Source organism: Streptomyces nigra (genome assembly GCF_003074055.1).
Classification (GTDB): domain Bacteria; phylum Actinomycetota; class Actinomycetes; order Streptomycetales; family Streptomycetaceae; genus Streptomyces; species Streptomyces nigra.
This window is the reverse complement of the sequence record NZ_CP029043.1, coordinates 4,694,730-4,716,836: the sequence shown is the minus strand read 5'-3', so window position 1 is coordinate 4,716,836 and position 22,107 is coordinate 4,694,730. Positions and strand designations below refer to the sequence as shown.

General features: G+C 71.8%; 22 protein-coding genes. 15 read left to right on the top strand and 7 right to left on the bottom strand.

Translation table 11 applies throughout. The features are described from left to right. Positions 1–893 precede the first annotated feature (893 nt). Entirely contained in the window at positions 894–1,394 is a 501-nt protein-coding gene (locus DC008_RS21995) for a hypothetical protein (RefSeq protein ID WP_244221398.1), read from the top strand. A gap of 16 nt (positions 1,395–1,410) precedes the next feature. Here DC008_RS21995 and DC008_RS21990 read toward each other — a convergent pair whose 3' ends face one another. Together DC008_RS21990 and DC008_RS21985 are read right to left on the bottom strand one after the other, a co-directional pair. Beyond that, positions 1,411–2,535, bottom strand: a complete 1,125-nt coding sequence (locus DC008_RS21990; protein WP_108708419.1) for an adenylate/guanylate cyclase domain-containing protein — start codon at positions 2,533–2,535, stop codon at positions 1,411–1,413. Positions 2,536–2,738: 203 nt separating this feature from the next. Then, a complete protein-coding gene (locus DC008_RS21985; RefSeq protein ID WP_108708418.1) occupies positions 2,739–3,599 on the bottom strand; it encodes a biotin--[acetyl-CoA-carboxylase] ligase in 861 nt (286 codons plus the stop codon). A 111-nt stretch (positions 3,600–3,710) separates the two neighbouring features. On the opposite strand from DC008_RS21985, the gene DC008_RS21980 reads away from it, so the two are divergent. The 4 genes from DC008_RS21980 (at position 3,711) to DC008_RS21970 (ending at position 6,411) form a co-directional block, all read left to right on the top strand. Continuing rightward, on the top strand, positions 3,711–5,297 hold the full coding sequence (locus DC008_RS21980) for an acyl-CoA carboxylase subunit beta (protein ID WP_108708417.1): 1,587 nt from the start codon (positions 3,711–3,713) through the stop codon (positions 5,295–5,297). Between the two features lie 17 nt (positions 5,298–5,314). After that, positions 5,315–5,524 (top strand): acyl-CoA carboxylase epsilon subunit, encoded by a 210-nt coding sequence (locus DC008_RS21975; RefSeq protein WP_055621712.1) that lies wholly within the window; start codon positions 5,315–5,317, stop codon positions 5,522–5,524. A 106-nt stretch (positions 5,525–5,630) separates the two neighbouring features. After that, complete coding sequence (mmpB, locus tag DC008_RS36275) at positions 5,631–5,759, top strand: morphogenic membrane protein MmpB (protein WP_258873140.1); 129 nt, start codon at positions 5,631–5,633, stop codon at positions 5,757–5,759. A gap of 31 nt (positions 5,760–5,790) precedes the next feature. Further along, positions 5,791–6,411: a Maf family protein gene (locus DC008_RS21970; RefSeq protein WP_108708416.1), complete on the top strand. Its 621-nt coding sequence runs from the start codon at positions 5,791–5,793 to the stop codon at positions 6,409–6,411. Here DC008_RS21970 and DC008_RS21965 read toward each other — a convergent pair. Next, positions 6,380–6,859: a hypothetical protein gene (locus DC008_RS21965; RefSeq protein ID WP_108708415.1), complete on the bottom strand. Its 480-nt coding sequence runs from the start codon at positions 6,857–6,859 to the stop codon at positions 6,380–6,382. The genes DC008_RS21970 and DC008_RS21965 overlap by 32 nt on opposite strands. Before the next feature lie 395 nt (positions 6,860–7,254). On the opposite strand from DC008_RS21965, the gene DC008_RS21960 reads away from it, so the two are divergent. After that, a complete protein-coding gene (locus DC008_RS21960) occupies positions 7,255–9,027 on the top strand; it encodes an acetyl/propionyl/methylcrotonyl-CoA carboxylase subunit alpha (RefSeq protein ID WP_108708414.1) in 1,773 nt (590 codons plus the stop codon). A gap of 151 nt (positions 9,028–9,178) precedes the next feature. Further along, a complete protein-coding gene (locus tag DC008_RS21955; RefSeq protein ID WP_108710811.1) occupies positions 9,179–9,724 on the top strand; it encodes a TetR/AcrR family transcriptional regulator in 546 nt (181 codons plus the stop codon). Positions 9,725–9,728: 4 nt separating this feature from the next. On the opposite strand, the gene DC008_RS21950 is transcribed toward DC008_RS21955, so the two are convergent. Together DC008_RS21950 and DC008_RS21945 are read right to left on the bottom strand one after the other, a co-directional pair. Further along, entirely contained in the window at positions 9,729–10,676 is a 948-nt protein-coding gene (locus tag DC008_RS21950) for a DeoR/GlpR family DNA-binding transcription regulator (protein ID WP_108708413.1), read from the bottom strand. 166 nt (positions 10,677–10,842) lie between these two features. Continuing rightward, positions 10,843–12,291, bottom strand: coding sequence for an NAD(P)H-quinone dehydrogenase (locus DC008_RS21945; protein WP_108708412.1), 1,449 nt, complete (start codon positions 12,289–12,291; stop codon positions 10,843–10,845). A gap of 88 nt (positions 12,292–12,379) precedes the next feature. On the opposite strand from DC008_RS21945, the gene DC008_RS21940 reads away from it, so the two are divergent. The 3 genes from DC008_RS21940 to DC008_RS21930 all read left to right on the top strand — a co-directional run bounded on the left by DC008_RS21940 (position 12,380) and on the right by DC008_RS21930 (position 15,637). Then, a complete protein-coding gene (locus tag DC008_RS21940) occupies positions 12,380–12,817 on the top strand; it encodes a gamma-glutamylcyclotransferase family protein (RefSeq protein ID WP_108708411.1) in 438 nt (145 codons plus the stop codon). A gap of 112 nt (positions 12,818–12,929) precedes the next feature. Continuing rightward, positions 12,930–13,754 (top strand): purine-nucleoside phosphorylase, encoded by an 825-nt coding sequence (locus DC008_RS21935; RefSeq protein ID WP_062674534.1) that lies wholly within the window; start codon positions 12,930–12,932, stop codon positions 13,752–13,754. Between the two features lie 251 nt (positions 13,755–14,005). Then, positions 14,006–15,637, top strand: a complete 1,632-nt coding sequence (locus tag DC008_RS21930) for a phospho-sugar mutase (RefSeq protein ID WP_108708410.1) — start codon at positions 14,006–14,008, stop codon at positions 15,635–15,637. 53 nt (positions 15,638–15,690) lie between these two features. On the opposite strand, the gene DC008_RS21925 is transcribed toward DC008_RS21930, so the two are convergent. Further along, a complete protein-coding gene (locus tag DC008_RS21925; RefSeq protein ID WP_108708409.1) occupies positions 15,691–16,380 on the bottom strand; it encodes a PH domain-containing protein in 690 nt (229 codons plus the stop codon). A 183-nt stretch (positions 16,381–16,563) separates the two neighbouring features. On the opposite strand from DC008_RS21925, the gene deoC reads away from it, so the two are divergent. From deoC to DC008_RS21900, 5 genes are all read left to right on the top strand, one after another. Next, positions 16,564–17,526 (top strand): deoxyribose-phosphate aldolase, encoded by a 963-nt coding sequence (deoC, locus tag DC008_RS21920; RefSeq protein WP_108708408.1) that lies wholly within the window; start codon positions 16,564–16,566, stop codon positions 17,524–17,526. A gap of 5 nt (positions 17,527–17,531) precedes the next feature. Beyond that, on the top strand, positions 17,532–18,968 hold the full coding sequence (locus DC008_RS21915; RefSeq protein WP_108708407.1) for an aldehyde dehydrogenase family protein: 1,437 nt from the start codon (positions 17,532–17,534) through the stop codon (positions 18,966–18,968). Continuing rightward, the gene (locus DC008_RS21910; RefSeq protein WP_108708406.1) at positions 18,961–19,848 is read left to right on the top strand and encodes an aldehyde dehydrogenase family protein; all 888 of its coding nucleotides are present in this window, start codon (positions 18,961–18,963) and stop codon (positions 19,846–19,848) included. Before DC008_RS21915 ends, DC008_RS21910 begins: the two co-directional genes overlap by 8 nt. Positions 19,849–19,926: 78 nt before the next feature. After that, positions 19,927–20,637 (top strand): nucleoside/nucleotide kinase family protein, encoded by a 711-nt coding sequence (locus DC008_RS21905; protein ID WP_108708405.1) that lies wholly within the window; start codon positions 19,927–19,929, stop codon positions 20,635–20,637. An 87-nt stretch (positions 20,638–20,724) separates the two neighbouring features. Then, positions 20,725–21,033, top strand: coding sequence for a DUF6281 family protein (locus DC008_RS21900; RefSeq protein WP_115507605.1), 309 nt, complete (start codon positions 20,725–20,727; stop codon positions 21,031–21,033). A gap of 184 nt (positions 21,034–21,217) precedes the next feature. Here DC008_RS21900 and DC008_RS21895 read toward each other — a convergent pair whose 3' ends face one another. Then, complete coding sequence (locus DC008_RS21895) at positions 21,218–21,946, bottom strand: SigE family RNA polymerase sigma factor (protein WP_055621697.1); 729 nt, start codon at positions 21,944–21,946, stop codon at positions 21,218–21,220. Between the last annotated feature and the right edge of the window lie 161 nt (positions 21,947–22,107).

The window sequence follows — 22,107 nt, the reverse complement described above, 5'->3', positions numbered from 1 at the left end:
GCAGCGCAGCCGCCACCGCTGCAAAGCCGATGCCCCTGGCGACGAAGGCACACCAGGCCCCGCCCTCCGCCGGACCGGGCCCCGAGCGGCCACGCCCGGCAGGTGTTGAGCCCACCGCCCCGAAGCCCACCCCGCCCGCGGCCAACATTGAGACGCGGCAACAGGCCGCCCCCACCACCGCGCCACGGGCCCAGCAGCCACGCCCGGCAGGCCCTGCACCGACATCACGCACAGCCACGGCCACCGGCGTCACAGCCAAGCCCAGCCGGGATCGGGACCCGGCCAAGACACCGCGCCCCTCGGCAGCCAAGCCCACCGCGCGCGTGGCCAACACCGGGACGCCGCAAAAGGCTGCACCCGCCACCGGCCCACAGACCAACCGGCCACGCTCCGCGGGCCCTGCAAAAACCTCGCCCACAGCCACCGCTGTCCCGGCCGGGCCCGGCCGGGATCGGGACCCGGCCAAGACACCGCCCGCCTCGACAGCCAAGCCCACCGCCCCGAAGCCCACCCCGCGCGCGGCCAAGAGCGGGGCGCCGCAGAAAGCCACGCCCGCCACCGAGCCACGGGACCAGCAGCCGCACCCCGAAGGGCCGGCGCCGACATCACCCACAGCCACCACCGCCACAGCCAAACCCGGCCAGCAGCCGCAGCCGACCAAGACACCGGCCCCGCCCACAGCCAAGAAGCCGAAGCCGGCCAAGGCGACCCCGACCCCCACTCCGCTCCCGCAAGAGCCCACGGGCCTCATCGGCGACTCCCCGGGCGGCGACGACGAGCCCCCCACCCCCACCCGTCTCTTCACCTCCCGCGGCCGCCACCGGCGCCGCCCCCACCGGAAGGCCCTCCTCGCCGCCGGAGGCATCGCACTCGCCGCCGGGGCGCTCAGTCTCGTGCGGCTGGCGCCGGAGACCGGGATCCCGGGGCTGGGCCCCGCCGAGCCCGCGGATGTGCCCGAGCTCGCCATCGACACCGACGACCCCGGCACCGGCCAGGACCGCTCGACCAGGGCCGCCGCCACGCTCGCGCCGTCGGACCGTGCGCACCCGAGCCCGTCCGCCACCTCGGCCATGGGCGGCCAGGGCACCACACCCGCCGGCGGCTCGATCCTCGTACCGACCCCGTCGGCGACGGCGGCGCAGCCGGAGGCGCCCGGTTCGACGGGCGACGCCCCGGCACCCGTGCATCCGCCCCACATCCCACCGGGCACGGGCAGCGGCACCACGGAGCCGTCCCGCCCCGCGCCCACCACACCGGCGCAGCCACCGCCCGCACCCCGCCCCAGCGCCTCCCAGACACCCGCCCCGCAACCGTCGGAGCCCGACGACCACGGCATCTGCGTGCCGGTCATCGGGCTCTGTGTCGATCTCTTCGGTTCCCCCAACCGGGGATAGGAAGCCGGGGCGGAGGTCACTCCTCCCCGGCGGGCGTCCTCCGGGTCAGCAGCCACGGTTCCACAACCCCGAGGCCACGCACCGGCCGCTGCCACATCGGCTGGAGCGCGAACCGGTACACCGGCGGCTCCTCGCCCTCCTTCTCGGCGGTGGCGGCCGCCTCCGCCGCCTCGGCCTCCGAGGCGGGGGCCTCGCCGGTCCGGATCAGCTCCTCCGCGAACGCGCTGTCCACGAGGACGGCGTCGCGGGGGGCTATGGAGGTCAGCCGGGAGGCGAGGTTCACCGTCGTACCGAAGACGTCGCCCATCCGGGTGGTCACCGTGCCGAAGGCGATGCCGACCCGCAGTTCCGGCATGGTCTCGTCGTTCGCCACGGTCTCGATGAGCCGCAGCGCGATCTCCGCGGCGACGCCCGCGTCGTCGGCGGCGTACAGAACCTCGTCGCCGAGGGTCTTGATCAGCCGTCCGCCGTTCGCGGCCACCAGGTCCGCCGCCGTCGTCTCGAAGGCCTCGACGAGCTCGCCGAGCTCCTCCTCCTCCATACGGCGGGTCAGCCGGGTGAAGCCGACGAGGTCGGCGAAGCCCACGGCCAGCCGCCGGTCCACCATCTCCTCGTCGTCGGCGGCCTGCACGACCCGGCCGGTGGCGGCGGCCAGCTGGCGCCGCCAGACGTAGACGAGGAACTCCTCCAGCTCCGGCAGCAGCAGCTCGATCAGCGGATAGGTGACCTCGGTGCGGGTCATCCCGGGCTCGGGCGGCTCGGTCAGGCCCTCCAGGAAGGAGTCGATCTGCCACTCCGCGAGCCGGGCCGTGGTCTGCCCGGTGGACCGGGCGACCTGCACCGCCATGGCCTCGCTGAGCAGTCCCGCCTCGACCAGACCGGCCAGGCGGCGCAGCGCCAGTACGTCGGCCTCGGTCAGCGCCTTGGCCTGCCCGATGTCGGCGAAGCCCATGGCCCGCCAGAACCGCGAGGCCAGCTCCATGGAGACACCGGCGCTGCGGGCCGCCTGGAACGGGGTGTAGCGCCGCTCGGCGCCGAGGATGAGCTGTTCCAGGCGCAGGGCGAGAGGGTCCTCGCCCGGTTCGGCGGCGTGGGGGTCCACGCGGCCGTCCCCGCCGGAGCCCGTGTCGTCGACGGTCACGCCTGCTGCCCTTCCGATCTGCCGCGGTCCAGTAAGCGACCGGCCTTCACTTTACGGCAGGTGTGCGCCAGCTCACTCCGTCGGGGAAAGCCGACCCTGCCGTACCGCCGCTGGTGAGGTACCCCGGCGGCCGTGGTCCGATCCGGCGCACGCCGCCCGCGCCGGGCTTCCGTTTCGCGCCCCGGATACCCGTACGGCCGCCGTCAGGCCTTGCGCAGGTGCACGATGTCGCCGGCGCCCACGGGTTCCTGCACGCCCTCCCCGGTCGCGATCACGAGCCGCCCGTCGCCGTCGAGGGCGACCGCCTCCCCGGTGATCGCCCGGTCTCCCGGCAGCTCCGCCCGTACCCGCTTGCCCAACGTCGCACAGCCCGCCGCGTACGTCTCCTGGAGTCCGCTGGCCTCCGGGTCGCCGCCCGCGCCCCGCCACCGTCCGTACCACTCCTCCAGGGACCGCAGCACGGCCCGCAGCAGGGGGTCCCGGTCGGTGCTGACGGCCCCGGCGAGCGCCAGCGAGCCGGCCTGGGGCACCGGGAGCTCGTCCGCGCGCAGCGTCACGTTGATGCCGACGCCGATGACGACGCCCTCGTCGCCGGCCCGCTCGGCCAGGATGCCGCCGGCCTTGCGCTCCTCGCCGCCCACGGTCAGCAGCAGGTCGTTCGGCCACTTGAGTGCCGTGTCCACGCCCGCCGCGCGCGAGAGCCCGGTCGCCACGGCGACGCCGGTGAGCAGCGGCAGCCACCCCCAGCGGGTCACCGGCACCTCGGCCGGGTTCAGCAGGACGGAGAAGAACAGCCCGGAGCGGGCCGGTGCCGTCCAGTCGCGGTCGAGGCGGCCCTTGCCGGCCGTCTGCTCCTCGGCGACGAGGACCGTGCCCTCGCGGGCCTCGCCCTTCGCGGCCAGCGCGACCAGGTCGGTGTTGGTGGAGCCGGTGCGCGCCACGACCCGCACCTCGTCCCAGAGCCCGCCCTCGCGGACGAGCCCCCGGCGCAGCGCGGCGGCGTTGAGCGGCGGACGGTCCAGGTCCGACCAACGGCTGTCGTCTGATGCATCTCGCGGCGTCATGCAAGCCACCCTAGGTGTGTGAAACGCCGCACTGCTGATCCGCGGGCCCCCCACTACTCTACGGATGAGTAACCGTCCCCCCTTTTGAGCAGGCAGGGAGCCGCGATCCCGATGTCCGAGCCGGAAGAGCAGATCGACATCCACACCACCGCGGGCAAGCTCGCGGATCTCCAGCGCCGCATCGAGGAAGCGACGCACGCCGGCTCCGCACGCGCCGTCGAGAAGCAGCACGCCAAGGGCAAGTTGACGGCCCGTGAGCGTATCGAGCTCCTCCTCGACGAGGGGTCGTTCGTCGAACTCGACGAGTTCGCCCGGCACCGCTCCACCAACTTCGGGCTGGACAAGAACCGCCCCTACGGCGACGGCGTCGTCACCGGCTACGGCACGGTCGACGGACGCCCGGTGGCCGTCTTCTCCCAGGACTTCACGGTCTTCGGCGGCGCCCTCGGCGAGGTCTACGGCCAGAAGATCGTCAAGGTCATGGACTTCGCGCTGAAGACCGGCTGCCCGGTCATCGGCATCAACGACTCCGGCGGCGCCCGCATCCAGGAGGGTGTGGCCTCGCTCGGCGCGTACGGGGAGATCTTCCGCCGCAACACGCACGCCTCCGGTGTGATCCCGCAGATCAGCCTGGTGGTCGGTCCCTGTGCGGGCGGCGCGGTCTACTCCCCCGCGATCACCGACTTCACGGTGATGGTCGACCAGACCAGCCACATGTTCATCACCGGCCCGGACGTCATCAAGACCGTCACCGGTGAGGACGTCGGCTTCGAGGAGCTGGGCGGCGCCCGCACCCACAACTCCGCGTCCGGCGTGGCCCATCACATGGCGGGCGACGAGAAGGACGCCATCGAGTACGTCAAGCAGCTGCTGTCGTACCTGCCGTCCAACAATCTGTCCGAGCCCCCGGCGTTCCCGGAGGAGGCGGACCTCGCGGTCACCGACGAGGACCGCGAGCTGGACACGATCGTGCCGGACAGCGCGAACCAGCCGTACGACATGCACACGGTGATCGAGCACGTCCTGGACGACGCCGAGTTCTTCGAGACGCAGGCGCTGTTCGCGCCGAACATCGTCACCGGCTTCGGCCGGGTCGAGGGCCGCCCGGTCGGCATCGTCGCGAACCAGCCGATGCAGTTCGCGGGGTGCCTGGACATCGCCGCCTCGGAGAAGGCCGCGCGGTTCGTGCGGACCTGCGACGCGTTCAACGTGCCGGTGCTGACCTTCGTCGACGTCCCCGGGTTCCTGCCGGGCGTGGACCAGGAGCACGACGGCATCATCCGGCGCGGCGCCAAGCTGATCTACGCCTACGCCGAGGCCACCGTCCCGCTGATCACCGTGATCACCCGCAAGGCGTTCGGCGGCGCCTACGACGTCATGGGCTCCAAGCACCTGGGCGCCGACCTGAACCTGGCCTGGCCGACCGCGCAGATCGCCGTGATGGGCGCCCAGGGCGCCGTCAACATCCTGCACCGCCGCACCATCGCCGAGTCGGACGACCCGGAGGCGACCCGCGCCCGGCTGATGCAGGAGTACGAGGACACCCTGCTCAACCCGTACGTCGCCGCCGAGCGCGGATACGTCGACGCGGTCATCATGCCGTCGGACACCCGTCTGCACGTCGTGCGCGGCCTGCGTCAGCTGCGGACGAAGCGGGAATCCCTGCCCCCGAAGAAGCACGGCAACATCCCCCTCTAGTCCCGCTGGGAGCCGTCATGAACATCAAGGTGGTCCGGGGCAACCCGACACCGGAGGAGCTGGCCGCCGCACTGGCGGTGGTCCGCGCCCGCGCCGCGGCGGCGGCAGCCGTGCCGCCCGGCGCACCCGAGCCGCGGGACGGGTGGTCGGACCCGTCCCGCATCGCCGCACACCGGCTGCCCCAGCCGGGCCCGTCCTCCTGGGCGAGGACGTACTGGCCCGGCTAGCCGGCCGTACGGCCGCCACGGCTTCGGTGGTCGCCGAAGCCGTGGCCCGAAACCTGAGTACGCGTACTCAGGCGCAGGCCTCCGCGTCCGCCCGACGATGGAAGGCATGCTGTGGTCCGACCCCGAGAACGAGCCGCCCGAGGAACTGCGCGAGATGCAGGTCAGGTTGCGGCGGCTGGGCGTTCTCATGGCACTGGCCATGGTCCTGACGATGATCGTGATCGGGCTGAGGTGAGCACGGCCGGGCGCGCCGATACGCTGACGGCATGACTGATCAGCCGCGCCGCCGACTCGTCCTCGCCTCCCAGTCCCCCGCCCGGCTCAACCTTCTGCGCCAGGCCGGGCTGACCCCAGAGGTCCTGGTGAGCGGTGTCGACGAGGACGCCGTCACCGCCCCCACCCCCGCCGAGCTGGCCCTCGCGCTGGCCGAGGCGAAGGCCTCCGTCGTGGCGGCCCGCCCCGACGTCAAGGGCGCCCTCGTCATCGGCTGCGACTCGGTCCTCGACCTCGACGGCGAAGCACTCGGCAAGCCGGCCGACGCCGAGGAGGCCACGGCCCGCTGGAAGGCGATGCGCGGCCGCGCGGGCACCCTGCAGACCGGCCACTGCGTCTACGACACCGAGAGCGGCCGCTACGCCTCGGCGACCGCCTCCACGGTCGTCCGCTTCGGCGACCCCACCGACGAGGAGATCGCCGCCTACGTGGCCTCCGGCGAACCGCTGCACGTCGCCGGGGCGTTCACCCTGGACGGCCGCTCGGCCCCGTTCATCGACGGCATCGAGGGCGACCACGGCAACGTCATCGGCATCAGCCTGCCCCTGGTGCGGCGGCTGCTCGGCCGGCTCGGCGTCGGCATCACGGAGTTGTGGGCGCCGGCGGAGGCGTGACGGGCGAGCCGTCGCCGTCCCCTCCGGGAGCGGCGTCGGCGGGCCCCTCGGACGCACTCCGGCCGTCGTACGTCATCAGCACGAGCACGATCAGGGCGAACACGACGACCATGAAGAGGAACGCCGTCCAGCCCACCAGGCCCCAGGTGAACGCGCCCAGCAGGGCGTGCACCACGGCGGCGCTGATCAGCAGGACACGCCCGAGGCCGGCCGGCGCGCGGTCCCGCAGGGCGACGAGCAGCGCGACCAGGCCGCACAGCGCGAAGTAGGCGCCGAAGACGACACCGCCCACCTTCGAGGACATCGACATCACGTCAGGATCCAGACCGGCCAGGGACATGTCCTGGCGGTCGACGACGATCCCGAGGAACCAGTTCAGCGCCCCGATGCCGAGCGCCTCGACGAAGAGCACGACCGCCACGACCCACGCCACCGGCCTGCGTACCACCGGTCCCACCCACTTCCGAGCTAGCCGAGCGCCGCCCCGGCCCGATCCGGGCGCGGCCGCTGTTACCCCAAGTACGTATCGAGACATCGCGAACGCTACTAACGGGTAAACCGCGGGACAAGGGTTCGGGCGGGGGCAAAGAATCATTGGGCCATTCGTAGGGATTCCACAAAGAAACCGAGTGGCCCGCAGCACGTGATGACAGAGACCTTGACCACAGCGGAGGGCTAGGGTTTTCCGGGAGAGACCTGCGTGCCGAGGCGCGACATGGGATTTCGCAGGGTGGACCGACCCGGAATCACGCTCCGTGTGGGCAAGGTCACCACTGGGGACGGGTCGAAGTGCCGTGTCGGCAGTCCCTAAACTCGGCTTGTTTCAAGGAGGGAGCCTCAATCGTGCGCAAGGTGCTCATCGCCAACCGTGGCGAAATCGCTGTCCGCGTGGCCCGGGCCTGCCGGGATGCCGGTATCGCCAGCGTGGCCGTCTATGCGGAGCCGGACCGGGACGCTCTGCATGTCCGCGCCGCGGATGAGGCGTTCGCCCTGGGCGGTGACACCCCGGCCTCCAGCTATCTGGACATCGACAAGGTCCTGACCGCCGCCCGCGAATCGGGGGCGGACGCCATCCACCCGGGCTACGGCTTCCTGTCGGAGAACGCCGACTTCGCCCAGGCCGTCCTGGACGCCGGTCTGATCTGGATCGGCCCGCCGCCGCAGGCGATCCGCGATCTCGGCGACAAGGTCGCCGCCCGCCACATCGCCCAGCGCGCCGGCGCCCCCCTCGTCGCGGGCACCCCCGACCCGGTGAGCGGCGCCGACGAGGTCGTCGCGTTCGCCGAGGAGCACGGCCTGCCGATCGCGATCAAGGCGGCGTTCGGCGGCGGCGGCCGCGGTCTGAAGGTCGCCCGCACCCTCGAAGAGGTCCCCGAGCTCTACGACTCCGCCGTCCGCGAGGCCGTCGCCGCGTTCGGCCGCGGGGAGTGCTTCGTCGAGCGCTACCTCGACAAGCCCCGCCACGTGGAGACCCAGTGCCTGGCGGACACCCACGGCAACGTGGTCGTGGTCTCCACGCGTGACTGCTCGCTGCAGCGCCGTCACCAGAAGCTGGTGGAGGAGGCTCCCGCGCCGTTCCTGTCCGACGCGCAGATCGAGGAGCTGTACGCGTCGTCGAAGGCGATCCTGAAGGAGGCCGGCTACGTCGGCGCCGGCACGGTGGAGTTCCTCGTCGGCGCGGACGGCACGATCTCCTTCCTGGAGGTCAACACGCGTCTGCAGGTCGAGCACCCGGTCACCGAGGAGGTCGCCGGCATCGACCTGGTCCGGGAGATGTTCCGCATCGCCGACGGGGAGGCCCTCGGCTACGGCGACCCGGTCCTGCGCGGGCACTCCTTCGAGTTCCGTATCAACGGCGAGGACCCCGGCCGGGGCTTCCTGCCCGCCCCCGGCACCGTCACCACCTTCGCCCCGCCCTCGGGCCCGGGCGTGCGCCTGGACGCGGGCGTGGAGTCCGGCAGCGTGATCGGCCCGGCCTGGGACTCCCTGCTGGCCAAGCTGATCGTCACCGGCGCCACCCGCGAACAGGCACTCCAGCGCGCCGCCCGCGCCCTGGAGGAGTTCAAGGTCGAGGGCATGGCCACCGCCATCCCCTTCCACCGCGCGGTCGTCGAGGACCCGGCCTTCGCCCCCGAACTCACCGGCAGCGCAGACCCCTTCACGGTCCACACCCGCTGGATCGAGACCGAGTTCGTCAACGACATCAAGCCCTTCACCTCCCCCACCGACACCGACACCGACGAGGAGAGCGGCCGCGAGACGGTCGTCGTCGAGGTGGGCGGCAAGCGCCTGGAGGTCTCCCTCCCGGCGTCGCTGGGCATGTCGCTGGCCCGCACCGGCCTCGCCGCCGGCGCCAAGCCGAAGCGCCGCGCCGCCAAGAAGTCCGGTCCGGCCGCCTCCGGCGACACCCTCGCCTCCCCGATGCAGGGCACGATCGTCAAGGTCGCGGTCGAGGAGGGCCAGGAGGTCAAGGAGGGCGACCTGATCGTCGTCCTGGAGGCCATGAAGATGGAGCAGCCGCTGAACGCCCACAAGGCGGGCACGGTCAAGGGCCTGACCGCCGAGGTCGGCGCCTCGCTCACCTCCGGCGCCCCGATCTGCGAGATCAAGGACTGACGCCACAGCACCCCGAGGCGCCCGGCGGACCCCCTCACGGACGGTCCGCCGGGCGCCTCGTCGTCGTACGGGTGGCATTCTTGGGGGCACACCGGGCGGACCAGGAGGCAGGGTGGGCTCACGCGAACAGGCGGTGGCGCCTGCGCGCGCCATGCGCGCGGACGCCCGCCGCAATCACGAACGGCTGCTGACGGAGGCCCGCGCGGTCTTCGCCGAGCACGGCACGGACGCGTCCCTGGAGGACGTGGCCCGGCGGGCCGGGGTCGGCATCGGCACCCTGTACCGGCACTTCCCGAACCGGGACGCCCTGGTGAGCGCCGTCTTCGAGGACGCCGTCGACGAGCTGCTGACCCGCTCGCGCCAGCTCCTCACGGACCCGGAGCCCTGCGCGGCGCTGGTGACCTGGCTGCGCGAGATGGTGACCCACGCGGGCGAGTACCGCGGGCTGGCCCGCTCCCTGATGGCGGTCTCCGCCGACGGCTCCTCGGCGCTCGCCCGGTGCAGCGACCCGATCCGGCAGGCGGGCGGGGCACTGCTCGCCCGCGCCCAGCAGGCCGGCTCCGTCCGCGCGGACGTGGCGATCACCGACCTGCTCCAGCTGACGCACGCGATAGCCCTGGCGGCCGAGGAAACCCCGACCGACCCAGACTTGGCGGACCGCCTCCTCCACCTGACCCTGCGAGGCCTGAAGCCGTGAAGGCTCAGCGCCGCCGCAGGTCGGCAACCCGGGCCCGCTCCCGCTCGGCTCCCTGCTCACCGAGCATCGCGGCGGCGGGGCGGAGCCCCGGAGGAGCCTGACCCCGGCGCGGTCCCGGCAGCGCGCGCTGCTGGCGCCGCGCCGGGACCTCGTCACCCCCCGACGCCCCGGCCGCCCCGGCCACGGCGATCTGCACCCCCTGGTCGGCGAGGGCCTGGAGCTCGGTGTGGGCGCGGTCGTCATGGGTCGGCGGCTCGTCGGTGACCAGCCGGGTGATGACGTCCGAGGGCACCGTCTGGAACATCGTGTCGGTGCCGAGCTTGGTGTGGTCGGCGAGGACGACGACCTCCGCGGCGGCCTGCACCAGCGCCCGGTCGACGGACGCCGACAGCATGTTGGACGTGGACAGTCCGCGTTCGGCGGTCAGCCCGCTCCCGGAGAGGAAGGCCCGCGACACCCGTAGCCCCTGCAGGGACTGCTCGGCACCGCTCCCGACGAGGGCGTAGTTGGAACCGCGCAGCGTGCCGCCGGTCATCACGACCTCGACCCGGTTGGCGTGGGCCAACGCCTGTGCCACCAGCAGCGAGTTGGTGACGACGGTCAGACCGGGCACCCGGGCGAGCCGGCGGGCCAGCTCCTGGGTGGTGGTCCCCGCCCCGACGACGATGGCCTCGCCCTCCTCCACGAAGTTCGCGGCGAGGTCGGCGATGGCGGTCTTCTCGGCGGTCGCGAGATGTGACTTCTGCGGAAAGCCGGACTCCCGCGTGAACCCGCCCGGCAATACCGCACCGCCGTGCCGGCGGTCGAGGAGTCCTTCTGCCTCCAGTGCGCGCACGTCCCGCCGTACGGTCACTTCGGAGGTCTGGACGACGCGGGCGAGCTCACGGAGCGACACGGCCCCGTTCGCTCGCACCATTTCGAGGATCAATTGGCGACGTTCTGCAGCGAACACGAAACTGACAGTAACCCCAACGACCGTCTGCTTTCAGCAGTTTGCGCCGAATAACAGAAGTTGTTCGTACGCAGGCACGCCGAGTGGTATAAGGCCTAGTCCCGCCGCCTATGCCGCTCGCATGGCCGGCAACTCCCCGTGACCGGCGGGGAGTCGGATCCGGCCGTCAGAGCTCGGCGCCCGCCTTGCGCGTGTGCAGCTGCCGCGCGACCTCGGCGATCGACCCCGAGAGCGACGGATAGACGGTGAAGGCGTTCGCGATCTGCTCGACCGTCAGATTGTTGTCGACGGCGAGCGAGATGGGGTGGATGAGTTCCGAGGCGCGCGGGGCGACGACCACACCGCCGACCACGATGCCGGTGCCCGGCCGGCAGAAGATCTTGACGAACCCGTCCCGGATCCCCTGCATCTTGGCGCGAGGATTCCGCAGCAGCGGCAGTTTGACGACCCGGGCGTCGATCTTGCCGCCGTCCACATCGGCCTGGGTGTACCCGACGGTGGCGATCTCGGGATCGGTGAAGACGTTCGACGACACGGTCTTCAGATTCAACGGAGCCACCGCGTCACCGAGGAAGTGATACATGGCGATACGCCCCTGCATCGCCGCGACCGAGGCGAGGGCGAAGACACCGGTCACGTCACCGGCGGCGTACACCCCCGGAGCCGTGGTGCGGGAGACCTTGTCGGTCCAGATGTGCCCGGACTCGCGGACCTTGACGCCGGCCTCCTCCAGGCCGAGGCCCTCGGAGTTCGGGACGGCACCGACGGCCATCAGGCAGTGGCTGCCGCTGATGACGCGGCCGTCCGCCAGGGTGACCTCCACCCGGTCGCCGACGCGCTTGGCGGCGGCGGCACGCGAGCGCGCCATGACGTTCATGCCACGACGCCGGAAGACGTCCTCCAGCACGGCGGCGGCGTCCGGGTCCTCACCCGGCAGCACGCGGTCCCGCGACGAAACGAGCGTGACCCGCGAGCCCAGCGCCTGATAGGCACCGGCGAACTCGGCACCGGTGACACCGGAACCGACCACGATGAGCTCCTCGGGCAGCTCGTCGAGGTCGTACACCTGGGTCCAGTTCAGAATGCGCTCGCCGTCCGGCTGGGCGTCGGGCAGCTCGCGCGGGTGACCGCCCGTCGCGATGAGCACGGCGTCGGCGACCAGCGTCTCCTCGCTGCCGTCGGCGGTCCGCACCACGACCTTGCGCGACCCGTCGAGGGCCTGCATGCCCTCCAGCCGCCCACGCCCGCGCATCACCCGCGCACCGGCACGCGTCACGGACGCGGTGATGTCGTGCGACTGAGCCAGCGCGAGCCGCTTCACACGCCGGTTGACCTTGCCCAGGTCGACGCCCACGACACGCGCGGGCGTGTCGATGTGCGGGGTGTCGTCGGCGACGATGATGCCCAGCTCCTCGTACGAGGAGTCGAAGGTGGTCATCACCTCGGCCGTGGCGATCAGAGTCTTGGACGGCACGCAGTCGGTCAGCACCGACGCCCCGCCCAGACCGTCGGCGTCGACGACGGTCACCTCCGCGCCGAGCTGAGCGGCCACCAGCGCCGCTTCGTATCCGCCGGGTCCGCCACCGATGATCACGATCCGAGTCACGTACTCCATTGTCCCGCACGCATCGGGGTGCGACCGCCTGGGGGGCCGCCACGAGACACCACCGTTACGACAGTGACACTGCCGTACCCTTCCCCCCATGTCGCTCTACGCCGCGTACGCCTGCAATCTCGACGCGCGGCTGATGACCCGCCGCGCCCCCCACTCGCCGCTGCGCGCCACCGGCTGGCTCAACGGATGGCGGCTGACGTTCGGCGGCGAACAGCTCGGCTGGGAGGGCGCGCTGGCCACACTCGTCGAGGACCCGATGGAACAGGTCTTCGTCGCGCTCTACGACATCGCCCCGATGGACGAGGACTCCCTGGACCGCTGGGAAGGCGTGGGCCTGGGCATCTACCGCCGCCTGCGCGTCCGAGCCCACACCCTGGAGGGCGAGGAGCAGGCCTGGACGTATGTCCTGAACGCCTACGAGGGCGGCCTCCCGTCGGCCCGCTACCTGGGAGAGATCGCCGACGCGGCGGAATCGGCAGGAGCCCCCCCCGACTACGTGATGCAACTACGCAAGCGCCCCTGCTGACACAAGCCCCCCAACCACCCCCCTTTTTTGTCGGATACGACAAGACAACGATCGCCATCCCGTGAGCTCCGTCATCTACGCGCGTAGGCCCAAACCGGCTACCCTCAGTCGCGTGAACGCATCTCTTCTTCCGGACGACATCCAGGGCGACCCGCACGCGGCCGCCGACGCCGCCGCCGCGCGCCTGCGCGAACTCACGGGCGCCGACACCCACGACGTCGCCCTGGTGATGGGCTCCGGCTGGGCCCCGGCCGTGGACGCCCTCGGCGCGCCCGAGGCCGAGTTCCCCGTCACCGAGCTGCCCGGCTTCCCGCCGCCGGCGGTCGAGGGGCACGGCGGCAAGATCCGCTCGTACCGCACCGGCGACAAGCGGGCCCTGGTCTTCCTGGGCCGTACGCACTACTACGAGGGCCGCGGCGTGGCCGCCGTAGCCCACGGCGTGCGCACCGCAGTCGCCGCGGGCTGCAAGACGATCGTGCTCACCAACGGCTGCGGCGGCCTCCGCGAAGGCATGCGCCCCGGCCAGCCGGTCCTGATCAGCGACCACATCAACCTCACGGCCACCTCCCCCATCGTCGGCGCCAACTTCGTCGACCTCACCGACCTCTACAGCCCCCGCCTGCGCGCCCTGTGCAAGGAGATCGACGCCACCCTCGAGGAGGGCGTCTACGCACAGTTCCCCGGCCCGCACTACGAGACGCCGGCCGAGATCCGCATGGCCCGCGTGATCGGCGCGGACCTGGTCGGCATGTCGACGGTCCTCGAGGCGATCGCCGCGCGCGAGGCGGGCGCCGAGGTCCTCGGCATCTCCCTGGTCACCAACCTGGCCGCCGGTATGACGGGCGAACCCCTCAACCACGAGGAGGTCCTCCAGGCCGGCCGCGACTCGGCCGCCCGCATGGGCTCCCTCCTCGCCCAGGTGCTGGGCCGCCTGTAGCCGTACCCACGGTGAGGCCCCCGTGCCGCAGCCGCACACGGCGGGAAGGGCACGGGGTGGGGGGTGCCCGCCCGCAGCGTCCGGCGTCAAGAAGACGGCACAGAACACGGCACCGAGCCGCCGGACCGAGGACGGACACCCCCCACCCCGTGCCCGCACCTTCCAAAAGCGCTGGCGCCACAGAAGCCCCCACCCTCCGAAACGGGCCGCCGCAGGCACCGCCCCCGACCACCACGAGAGGCTGACCCGACGTGCAAGACGACCTCATCGCCCGGGCCCAGGCATGGCTCGCCGAGGACCCCGACCCGGAGACCCGCGCGGAACTCGCCGCCCTCCTCGACGCCGGGGACACCGACGAGCTCGCATCACGCTTCGCGGGCACCCTCCAGTTCGGCACCGCGGGCCTGCGCGGCGAGCTGGGCGCCGGCCCGCTCCGCATGAACCGCTCGGTGGTCATCCGCGCAGCCGCAGGCCTAGCCGCCTACCTCAAGAAGCAAGGCCACACCGACGGCCTGGTGGTGATCGGCTACGACGCCCGCCACAAGTCCTCAGCCTTCGCCGAAGACACCGCAGCGGTCATGACGGGCGCCGGCCTCCGCGCCGCAGTGTTGCCCCGTCCCCTCCCCACCCCGGTCCTCGCGTACGCGATAAGGCACCTCGGCGCGGTAGCCGGCGTAGAGGTCACCGCCAGCCACAACCCCCCGCGCGACAACGGCTACAAGGTCTACCTCGGCGACGGCTCCCAGATCGTGCCGCCCGCCGACGCGGAGATCGCCGCCGAGATCGCCGCGATCGCCTCGCTCCACGACGTCCCCCGCCCCGACACCGGCTGGGAGACCCTGGACGACAGCGTCCTGGACGCCTACCTCGCCCGCACCGACGCGGTCCTCGCCAAGGACTCCCCCCGCACCGCCCGCACCGTCTACACGGCGATGCACGGCGTCGGCAAGGACGTCCTCCTGGCCGCCTTCGCGCGCGCCGGCTTCCCCACTCCGGCCCTGGTCGCCGAGCAGGCCGAGCCCGACCCGGACTTCCCCACCGTCGCGTTCCCCAACCCGGAGGAGCCCGGCGCGATGGACCTGGCCTTCGCGAAGGCCCGCGAGGAGGACCCGGACCTGGTCATCGCCAACGACCCGGACGCCGACCGCTGCGCGGTGGCCGTCAAGGACGACGGCGGCTGGCGCATGCTGCGCGGCGACGAGGTAGGCGCACTGCTCGCCGCACACCTGGTCGCCCGCGGAGCACAGGGCACGTTCGCCGAGTCGATCGTCTCCTCCTCCCTCCTCGGCCGGATCGCCGAGAAGGCGGGGCTGCCCTACGAGGAGACCCTGACCGGCTTCAAGTGGATCGCCCGCGTGGAGGGCCTGCGCTACGGCTACGAGGAGGCGCTCGGCTACTGCGTGGACCCGGAGGGCGTACGCGACAAGGACGGCATCACGGCCGCCCTGCTGATCACGGAACTGGCCTCGACACTCAAGTCCGAAGGCCGAACGCTGACCGACCTCCTGGACGACCTGGCCGTGGAACACGGCCTGCACGCCACGGACCAGCTCTCGGTACGCGTCGAGGACCTGTCGATCATCGCCGACGCGATGCGCCGCCTGCGCGAGCAGCAGCCGACCGAACTGGCGGGCCTGCCCGTGACGAACGCCGAGGACCTCACCAAGGGCACGGACAAGCTCCCGCCCACGGACGGCCTGCGCTACACGCTGGAGGGCGCGCGCGTCATCGTCCGCCCCAGCGGCACGGAGCCGAAGCTGAAGTGCTACCTGGAAGTGGTGGTCACCGTCAGTGACCACACGGAACTGCCCGTAGCGCACGCAAAGGCAAAGACCCTGCTGACGGCGCTCAAGAAAGACCTGTCAACAGCAGCAGGCATCTGAAATAACGAGGGGTGCCTCGCCGGAACGAGGCACCCCTGAACCCGCGTCGAAGCTCACCCCGTGGCGAGCAGAATCACCAAAAGAACAGCCCCCGCCACAGCAGGCCCGATGACCTCATAGGCCCACCGCACACTGACCTCACCCATACTCGGGGCGTCGGTACGCGAGGCCCGCTCCTCCCACCGCTCGAGCAGCTCCCGCAGCTCGTCCATGACCTTGTCGGTCTCGGCCCGCACAGGCCCACTCGACGCACCGGCGCCCCCACCCGACGCATCGAGGCCCGGCCCAAGATCCCGCCCCCCACCACGGCGCCCGCCACGCCCAGCGCCCCGCTCGGCGGCGGCCGTCTGCCGGGCCGCCTTCTTACGGGCCCGCAGCGACACCGGAATGGCCCACAGCGCGAACGTGGCACCGGACGCCGTGACGACCTCGTTGGAGTAACGCGAGCGCAGGGACGCGACCTGCCCCCAGGGCAGCACGACGACCCGGAGCGGATTGCGGATCCGCAGCCGTTCCTCGTTGGCGTACACGGCCGGACGCAGCGTGAACGCCGTGATGACCGGCACGATCAGGATCAGCGCGGCGAGGGCCAGCCACGGCGTGCGCCCGGTGCCGATCATCAGGGCGTCGATGCCGAGCCACAGGGCGATGACCAGTACGAGGGCACCACCGAGCATGCCCATGGGCGAGCGGTAGACCCGATCCTTCGCGGCGGGGTCGGGGCTAGGAGCAGGGGTCGTCATACCGCCGATTCTGCCGCACCCCTGAACGCCTGTTCACAAGCAGCACCCGACAACGCACCCACACCCACCCGCACAACGCATCCCCCACCACCACCCCACAAGCCCCCCACACCCCACCCCCCACCGATTCCGCCCCACGGGGTGTACAGCCGCTACGCGCGTAGATATGCTCGTCTGGTGACCATGCCCACCAATGCACCTGCCGCAGCTCACGCACTCAAGGACGTCGCCGCGTCCGACAGCACGCTGCGCCGCTTCCTCCACGGGCTGCCCGGCGTAGACGCGGTCGGCCTGGAGGCGCGGGCCGCGTCCCTCGGCACCCGTTCCATCAAGACGACCGCCAAGGCGTACGCCATCGACCTCGCCATCTCGATGGTCGACCTGACGACGCTGGAAGGCGCGGACACCCCGGGCAAGGTCCGGGCGCTCGGCGCCAAGGCGGTCCGCCCCGACCCGACCGACCGCACGACCCCGTCGACGGCGGCCGTCTGCGTCTACCCCGACATGGTGGCCACCGCCAAGGAGGCCGTCGCCGGCAGCGCCGTGAAGGTCGCCTCGGTCGCCACCGCCTTCCCCGCGGGCCGCGCCGCGCTCTCCGTGAAGCTCGCGGACGTGCGGGACGCCGTCGCCGCCGGTGCCGACGAGATCGACATGGTCATCGACCGCGGCGCGTTCCTCGCCGGGAACTACATGAAGGTGTACGACGAGATCACCGCCGTGAAGGAGGCCTGCGGGACCACCGCCCGTCTCAAGGTCATCTTCGAGACCGGCGAGCTGTCGACGTACGACAACATCCGGCGCGCGAGCTGGCTCGGCATGCTGGCCGGCGCGGACTTCATCAAGACGTCCACCGGCAAGGTCGCCGTCAACGCCACCCCCGCCAACACCCTCCTTATGCTGGAAGCGGTGCGCGACTTCCGCGCCCAGACCGGCATCCAGGTCGGCGTGAAGCCGGCCGGCGGAATCCGCACCTCCAAGGACGCCATCAAATTCCTCGTGCTGGTCAACGAGACCGCCGGCGAGGACTGGCTGGACAACCACTGGTTCCGCTTCGGCGCCTCCTCGCTTCTGAACGACCTGCTGATGCAGCGGCAGAAGCTGGCCACCGGCCGCTACTCCGGCCCCGACTACGTGACGGTGGACTGATCACCATGGCATCGGTATTCGCATACGCCCCGGCCCCCGAGTCCCGCTCGATCGTCGACATCGCGCCGTCGTACGGCCTGTTCATCGACGGCGAGTTCACGGACGCGGCGGACGGCAAGGTCTTCAAGACCGTCTCGCCGTCGTCCGAGGAGGTCCTGTCCGAGATCGCCCAGGCCGGCGAGGCGGACGTGGACCGCGCGGTGAAGGCCGCGCGCAAGGCGTTCGAGAAGTGGTCCGCGCTGCCCGGCTCCGAGCGCGCCAAGTACCTCTTCCGCATCGCCCGCATCGTCCAGGAGCGCAGCCGCGAGCTGGCCGTCCTCGAGACCCTCGACAACGGCAAGCCGATCAAGGAGACCCGCGACGCGGACCTCCCCCTGGTCGCGGCGCACTTCTTCTACTACGCGGGCTGGGCGGACAAGCTCGACCACGCCGGCTACGGCCCGAACCCCGCGCCCCTCGGCGTGGCCGGCCAGGTCATCCCCTGGAACTTCCCCCTCCTGATGCTGGCGTGGAAGATCGCGCCGGCACTCGCGACGGGCAACACGGTCGTCCTGAAGCCCGCCGAGACGACCCCCCTCTCCGCGCTCTTCTTCGCGGACATCTGCCGCCAGGCGGGCCTGCCCAAGGGCGTCGTCAACATCCTCCCCGGCTACGGCGACGCGGGCGCGGCCCTCGTCGCGCACCCGGACGTGAACAAGGTGGCCTTCACGGGCTCCACGGCGGTCGGCAAGGAGATCGCCCGCACGGTCGCGGGCACCCGCAAGAAGGTCACCCTGGAGCTGGGCGGCAAGGGCGCGAACATCGTCTTCGACGACGCCCCGATCGACCAGGCCGTAGAAGGCATCGTCAACGGCATCTTCTTCAACCAGGGCCAGGTCTGCTGCGCGGGCAGCCGCCTGCTGGTCCAGGAGTCGATCCACGACGAGCTCCTCGACTCCCTCAAGCGCCGCCTCTCCACGCTCCGCCTCGGCGACCCGCTGGACAAGAACACCGACATCGGAGCGATCAACTCCGAGGAGCAGCTGAGCCGTATCACCTCCCTCGTGGAGCGCGGCGAGGCGGAGGGCGCCGAGCGCTGGTCGCCGGCCTGCGACCTGCCCGAGAGCGGCTACTGGTTCGCGCCGACGCTGTTCACGAACGTCACGCAGGCGCACACCGTCGCCCGGGACGAGATCTTCGGCCCGGTGCTGTCGGTCCTCACCTTCCGCACCCCGGACGAGGCCGTCGCGAAGGCCAACAACACCCCGTACGGCCTGTCGGCGGGCATCTGGACGGAGAAGGGCTCGCGCATCCTCGCGGTCGCGAACAAGCTCCGGGCGGGCGTCGTCTGGTCCAACACGTTCAACAAGTTCGACCCGACGTCGCCTTTCGGCGGCTACAAGGAGTCGGGCTTCGGCCGCGAGGGCGGCCGACACGGCCTGGAGGCGTACCTCGATGTCTGAGCGCTTGACTGTCCTGAAGACCTACAAGCTGTACGTCGGCGGGAAGTTCCCGCGTTCCGAGAGCGGCCGGGTGTACGAGGTGACGGACTCGAAGGGCAACTGGCTGGCGAACGCACCGCTGTCGTCCCGCAAGGACGCCCGTGACGCGGTGGTCGCCGCCCGCAAGGCGGTCGGCGGCTGGTCGGGCGCGACCGCGTACAACCGCGGTCAGGTCCTCTACCGGGTCGCCGAGATGCTGGAGGGCCGCAGGGCCCAGTTCGTCCACGAGGTCGCCGACGCCGAGGGCCTGTCCAAGTCGAAGGCCGCCGAGCAGGTCGACGCGACGATCGACCGCTGGGTCTGGTACGCGGGCTGGACGGACAAGATCGCCCAGGTGGTGGGCGGCGGCAACCCGGTCGCGGGCCCGTTCTTCAACCTGTCCTCCCCGGAGCCGACGGGCGTGGTGGCCGTCCTGGCCCCCCAGAAGTCCTCGTTCCTGGGCCTGGTCTCGGTGCTCGCCCCGGTGATCGCGACGGGCAACACGGCGGTCGTGGTGGCCTCCGAGAACGCCCCCCTCCCGGCCCTGTCCCTGGCCGAGGTCCTGGCCACGTCCGACGTCCCCGGCGGAGTGGTCAACATCCTCTCCGGCCGTACGGCGGAGATCGCCACCCCCCTCGCGGCGCACCAGGACGTCAACGCGATCGACCTCGCGGGCGCCGACGAGGTGCTGGCGAAGGAGCTGGAGATCGCCGCGGCGGACAACCTCAAGCGCGTCCTGCGTCCACAGCCTGTGGACGACTGGTCGGCCGCCCCCGGCACCGACCGCATGACGGCGTTCCTGGAGACCAAGACGGTCTGGCACCCCACGGGCTCCCTGGGCGCCTCCGGCTCCGCGTACTGAGGCCACCTGCCCGAAGAGCCGTGCCTCCCCTCCGTCCAGGGAAGCCACGGCTCTTCGCCGTACCCGAACGCACCCGGCATGGAGGCACCGGCATGTGATGCGCGCATCAACCACGCCCGCCTGGTCGTCCCGACCCCGCCGGATGCCTCACACTGGTGTCCCGTGAGTTCCCCTGTGCCCATACCGACGCGAGTCGTGCTGCTCTGCGGCCCCTCCGGCTCCGGCAAGTCCCTCCTCGCGGCCCTCTCCGGTCTTCCGGTACTGCGGCTCGACGACTTCTACAAGGAGGCCGGCGACCCGACCCTGCCGCTGGTCCCCGGGAGCTCCGACATCGACTGGGACCACCCCGACTCGTGGGACGCCGACGCGGCCGTCGACGCGATCGCGGACCTGTGCCGCACGCGCCGCACGGACATACCGGTCTACGACATCTCGCTGAGCGCCCGCACCGGGCACGAGAGCATCGAGATCGAGCAGACCCCGCTGTTCATCGCGGAGGGCATCTTCGCGGCGGAGATCGTGTCGCGCTGCCGGGAACTCGGCCTGCTGGCCGACGCGCTGTGCCTGAGCCGCGGCCCGGTGAAGACGTTCCGCCGCCGTTTCCTGCGCGATCTGCGCGAGGGCCGTAAGTCGGTGCCGTTCCTGCTGCGCCGCGGCTGGCGCCTGATGCGCCAGGAACGCTCGATCGTCGCCCGTCAGACGGCCCTGGGCGCCCACGCGTGCGACCGCGACGAGGCCCTGAACCGCCTGACGGAAGCCGCCACGGTGACACCGGCACCGACGCCCTGAACGATCACGCCGCCTCCTCCGTCGTAGTCACGGCATCCGACAGCTCCTGCGACGATGAGGACGACGATGAGGCGTGCGGTACTGCTCATGACCCTGGCAGCCCTGACCACGGCCGGGTGTTCCGGCGAAGACAGCAAGGGATCCGGCGCGGCGTCCTGCTCAGGTCTGGTGGTCTACGACGGCCGCGACTACCTGCCCACCGGTAAGTCCGTCTTCACCGTGGGCGAGCGTCTGGGCACCGCCACCGTGGCGGCCTGCTACGACACGCCCAACGAGCCGGGCACCGGAGTCGCCGAGGCCACGACCGGCGTCTACGCGGTCAAAGGGGTCGATCCCACCGAGGCGGTCGCCGTCGGCGACGCCCCGTCGACAGCCGCGCACGTGACCGCCCGCTGACCACCGACCCCACACACGGAAACGGGGCCGCGGACCCCCCGGCCCCGGCCCCGCACCGTCGTGCTCCACCGCTTCCCCCGTGGCGGAGCACCCCCCGTTCCCCCGTAGTTCCCCCCGGTGGCCCCCCAGCCCCCCGTGAGTCCCCCTCCCTGCACCGCTCCCCCGAGCGGTCCCCCCTTCACCTTCAGGCGACAAGCTCCCCGAAGGCGTCCTCCTCGTCACGGCCGAAGCTGAGGACCTCGTCCTCACGCAGCCGGCGGAGCGACCGCCAGATGCTCGACTTCACCGTGCCGACACTGATGTCGAGGATCTCCGCGATCTCCGGGTCGGTGCGGCCCTCGTAGTAGCGCAGGACCAGCATCGTCCGCTGGAGTTCGGGCAGCCGGGCCAGCGCCTGCCACAGGACCGCGCGCAGCTCGGTGCCCCGCATCGCGTCCGTGTCGCCGGCCGTCTCCGGCAGCTCCTCGGTCGGGTACTCGTTCAGCTTGCGGCGGCGCCACGCGCTGATGTGCAGGTTCGTCATCGTCCGCCGCAGGTAGCCACCCACGGCGGCCTTGTCGCTGATCCGGTCCCACGCCCGGTAGGTCGAGAACAGCGCGCTCTGCAGCAGGTCCTCGGCCTCGAAGCGGTCACCGGTCAGGTGGTAGGCGGTGGCGTACAGGGAGGCGCGGCGCTCCTGGACGTAGGCGGTGAACTCCGCCTCCGACAGCGAGCGCCGGCTCTCCCCCGAGTCCTCCCTGTACGCGGTTCCCCCGTGCGTCTCCCCCGTGCGGCCGTCGACCACCGTCATGTAGCCGGTGTGCTGACGCCCCGTGCCGCGAGCGCACCCCCGCCCCGCCGTACCCCGGCCCCCGTTCACGTCGTGCAGACGCGTGATCACTGCGCTGGTGCTGGTGCCGTGCAGCGTGTTCATCTCGCGCCCCCCGTCGTGGACTTACCGGTGTTCTCGGTGCTGTCTTGCCTGTGCCGAAAAGCTTGCCCGGCCACTTTCATGGCCCTGTCCGCCGACTGTCACAGACCTGTCACAGGGGTCCGTGACACCCCGCCTCCACGCGCGCGAGACCGAACTGCTCG

Coding starts and splice junctions, on each gene's coding strand:
- DC008_RS21910 (WP_108708406.1), top strand. CDS start 18,961: ATGTCTGAGCGCTTGACTGTCCTGAAGACCTACAAGCTGTACGTCGGC.
- DC008_RS21945 (WP_108708412.1), bottom strand. CDS start 12,291: ATGGAGTACGTGACTCGGATCGTGATCATCGGTGGCGGACCCGGCGGA.
- DC008_RS21985 (WP_108708418.1), bottom strand. CDS start 3,599: ATGACGCCGCGAGATGCATCAGACGACAGCCGTTGGTCGGACCTGGAC.
- mmpB (WP_258873140.1), top strand. CDS start 5,631: ATGCTGTGGTCCGACCCCGAGAACGAGCCGCCCGAGGAACTGCGCGAG.
- DC008_RS21955 (WP_108710811.1), top strand. CDS start 9,179: ATGCGCGCGGACGCCCGCCGCAATCACGAACGGCTGCTGACGGAGGCC.
- DC008_RS21940 (WP_108708411.1), top strand. CDS start 12,380: ATGTCGCTCTACGCCGCGTACGCCTGCAATCTCGACGCGCGGCTGATG.
- DC008_RS21895 (WP_055621697.1), bottom strand. CDS start 21,946: ATGAACACGCTGCACGGCACCAGCACCAGCGCAGTGATCACGCGTCTG.
- DC008_RS21925 (WP_108708409.1), bottom strand. CDS start 16,380: ATGACGACCCCTGCTCCTAGCCCCGACCCCGCCGCGAAGGATCGGGTC.
- DC008_RS21970 (WP_108708416.1), top strand. CDS start 5,791: ATGACTGATCAGCCGCGCCGCCGACTCGTCCTCGCCTCCCAGTCCCCC.
- deoC (WP_108708408.1), top strand. CDS start 16,564: ATGCCCACCAATGCACCTGCCGCAGCTCACGCACTCAAGGACGTCGCC.
- DC008_RS21975 (WP_055621712.1), top strand. CDS start 5,315: ATGAACATCAAGGTGGTCCGGGGCAACCCGACACCGGAGGAGCTGGCC.
- DC008_RS21900 (WP_115507605.1), top strand. CDS start 20,725: ATGACCCTGGCAGCCCTGACCACGGCCGGGTGTTCCGGCGAAGACAGC.
- DC008_RS21980 (WP_108708417.1), top strand. CDS start 3,711: ATGTCCGAGCCGGAAGAGCAGATCGACATCCACACCACCGCGGGCAAG.
- DC008_RS21905 (WP_108708405.1), top strand. CDS start 19,927: ATGGAGGCACCGGCATGTGATGCGCGCATCAACCACGCCCGCCTGGTC.
- DC008_RS21915 (WP_108708407.1), top strand. CDS start 17,532: ATGGCATCGGTATTCGCATACGCCCCGGCCCCCGAGTCCCGCTCGATC.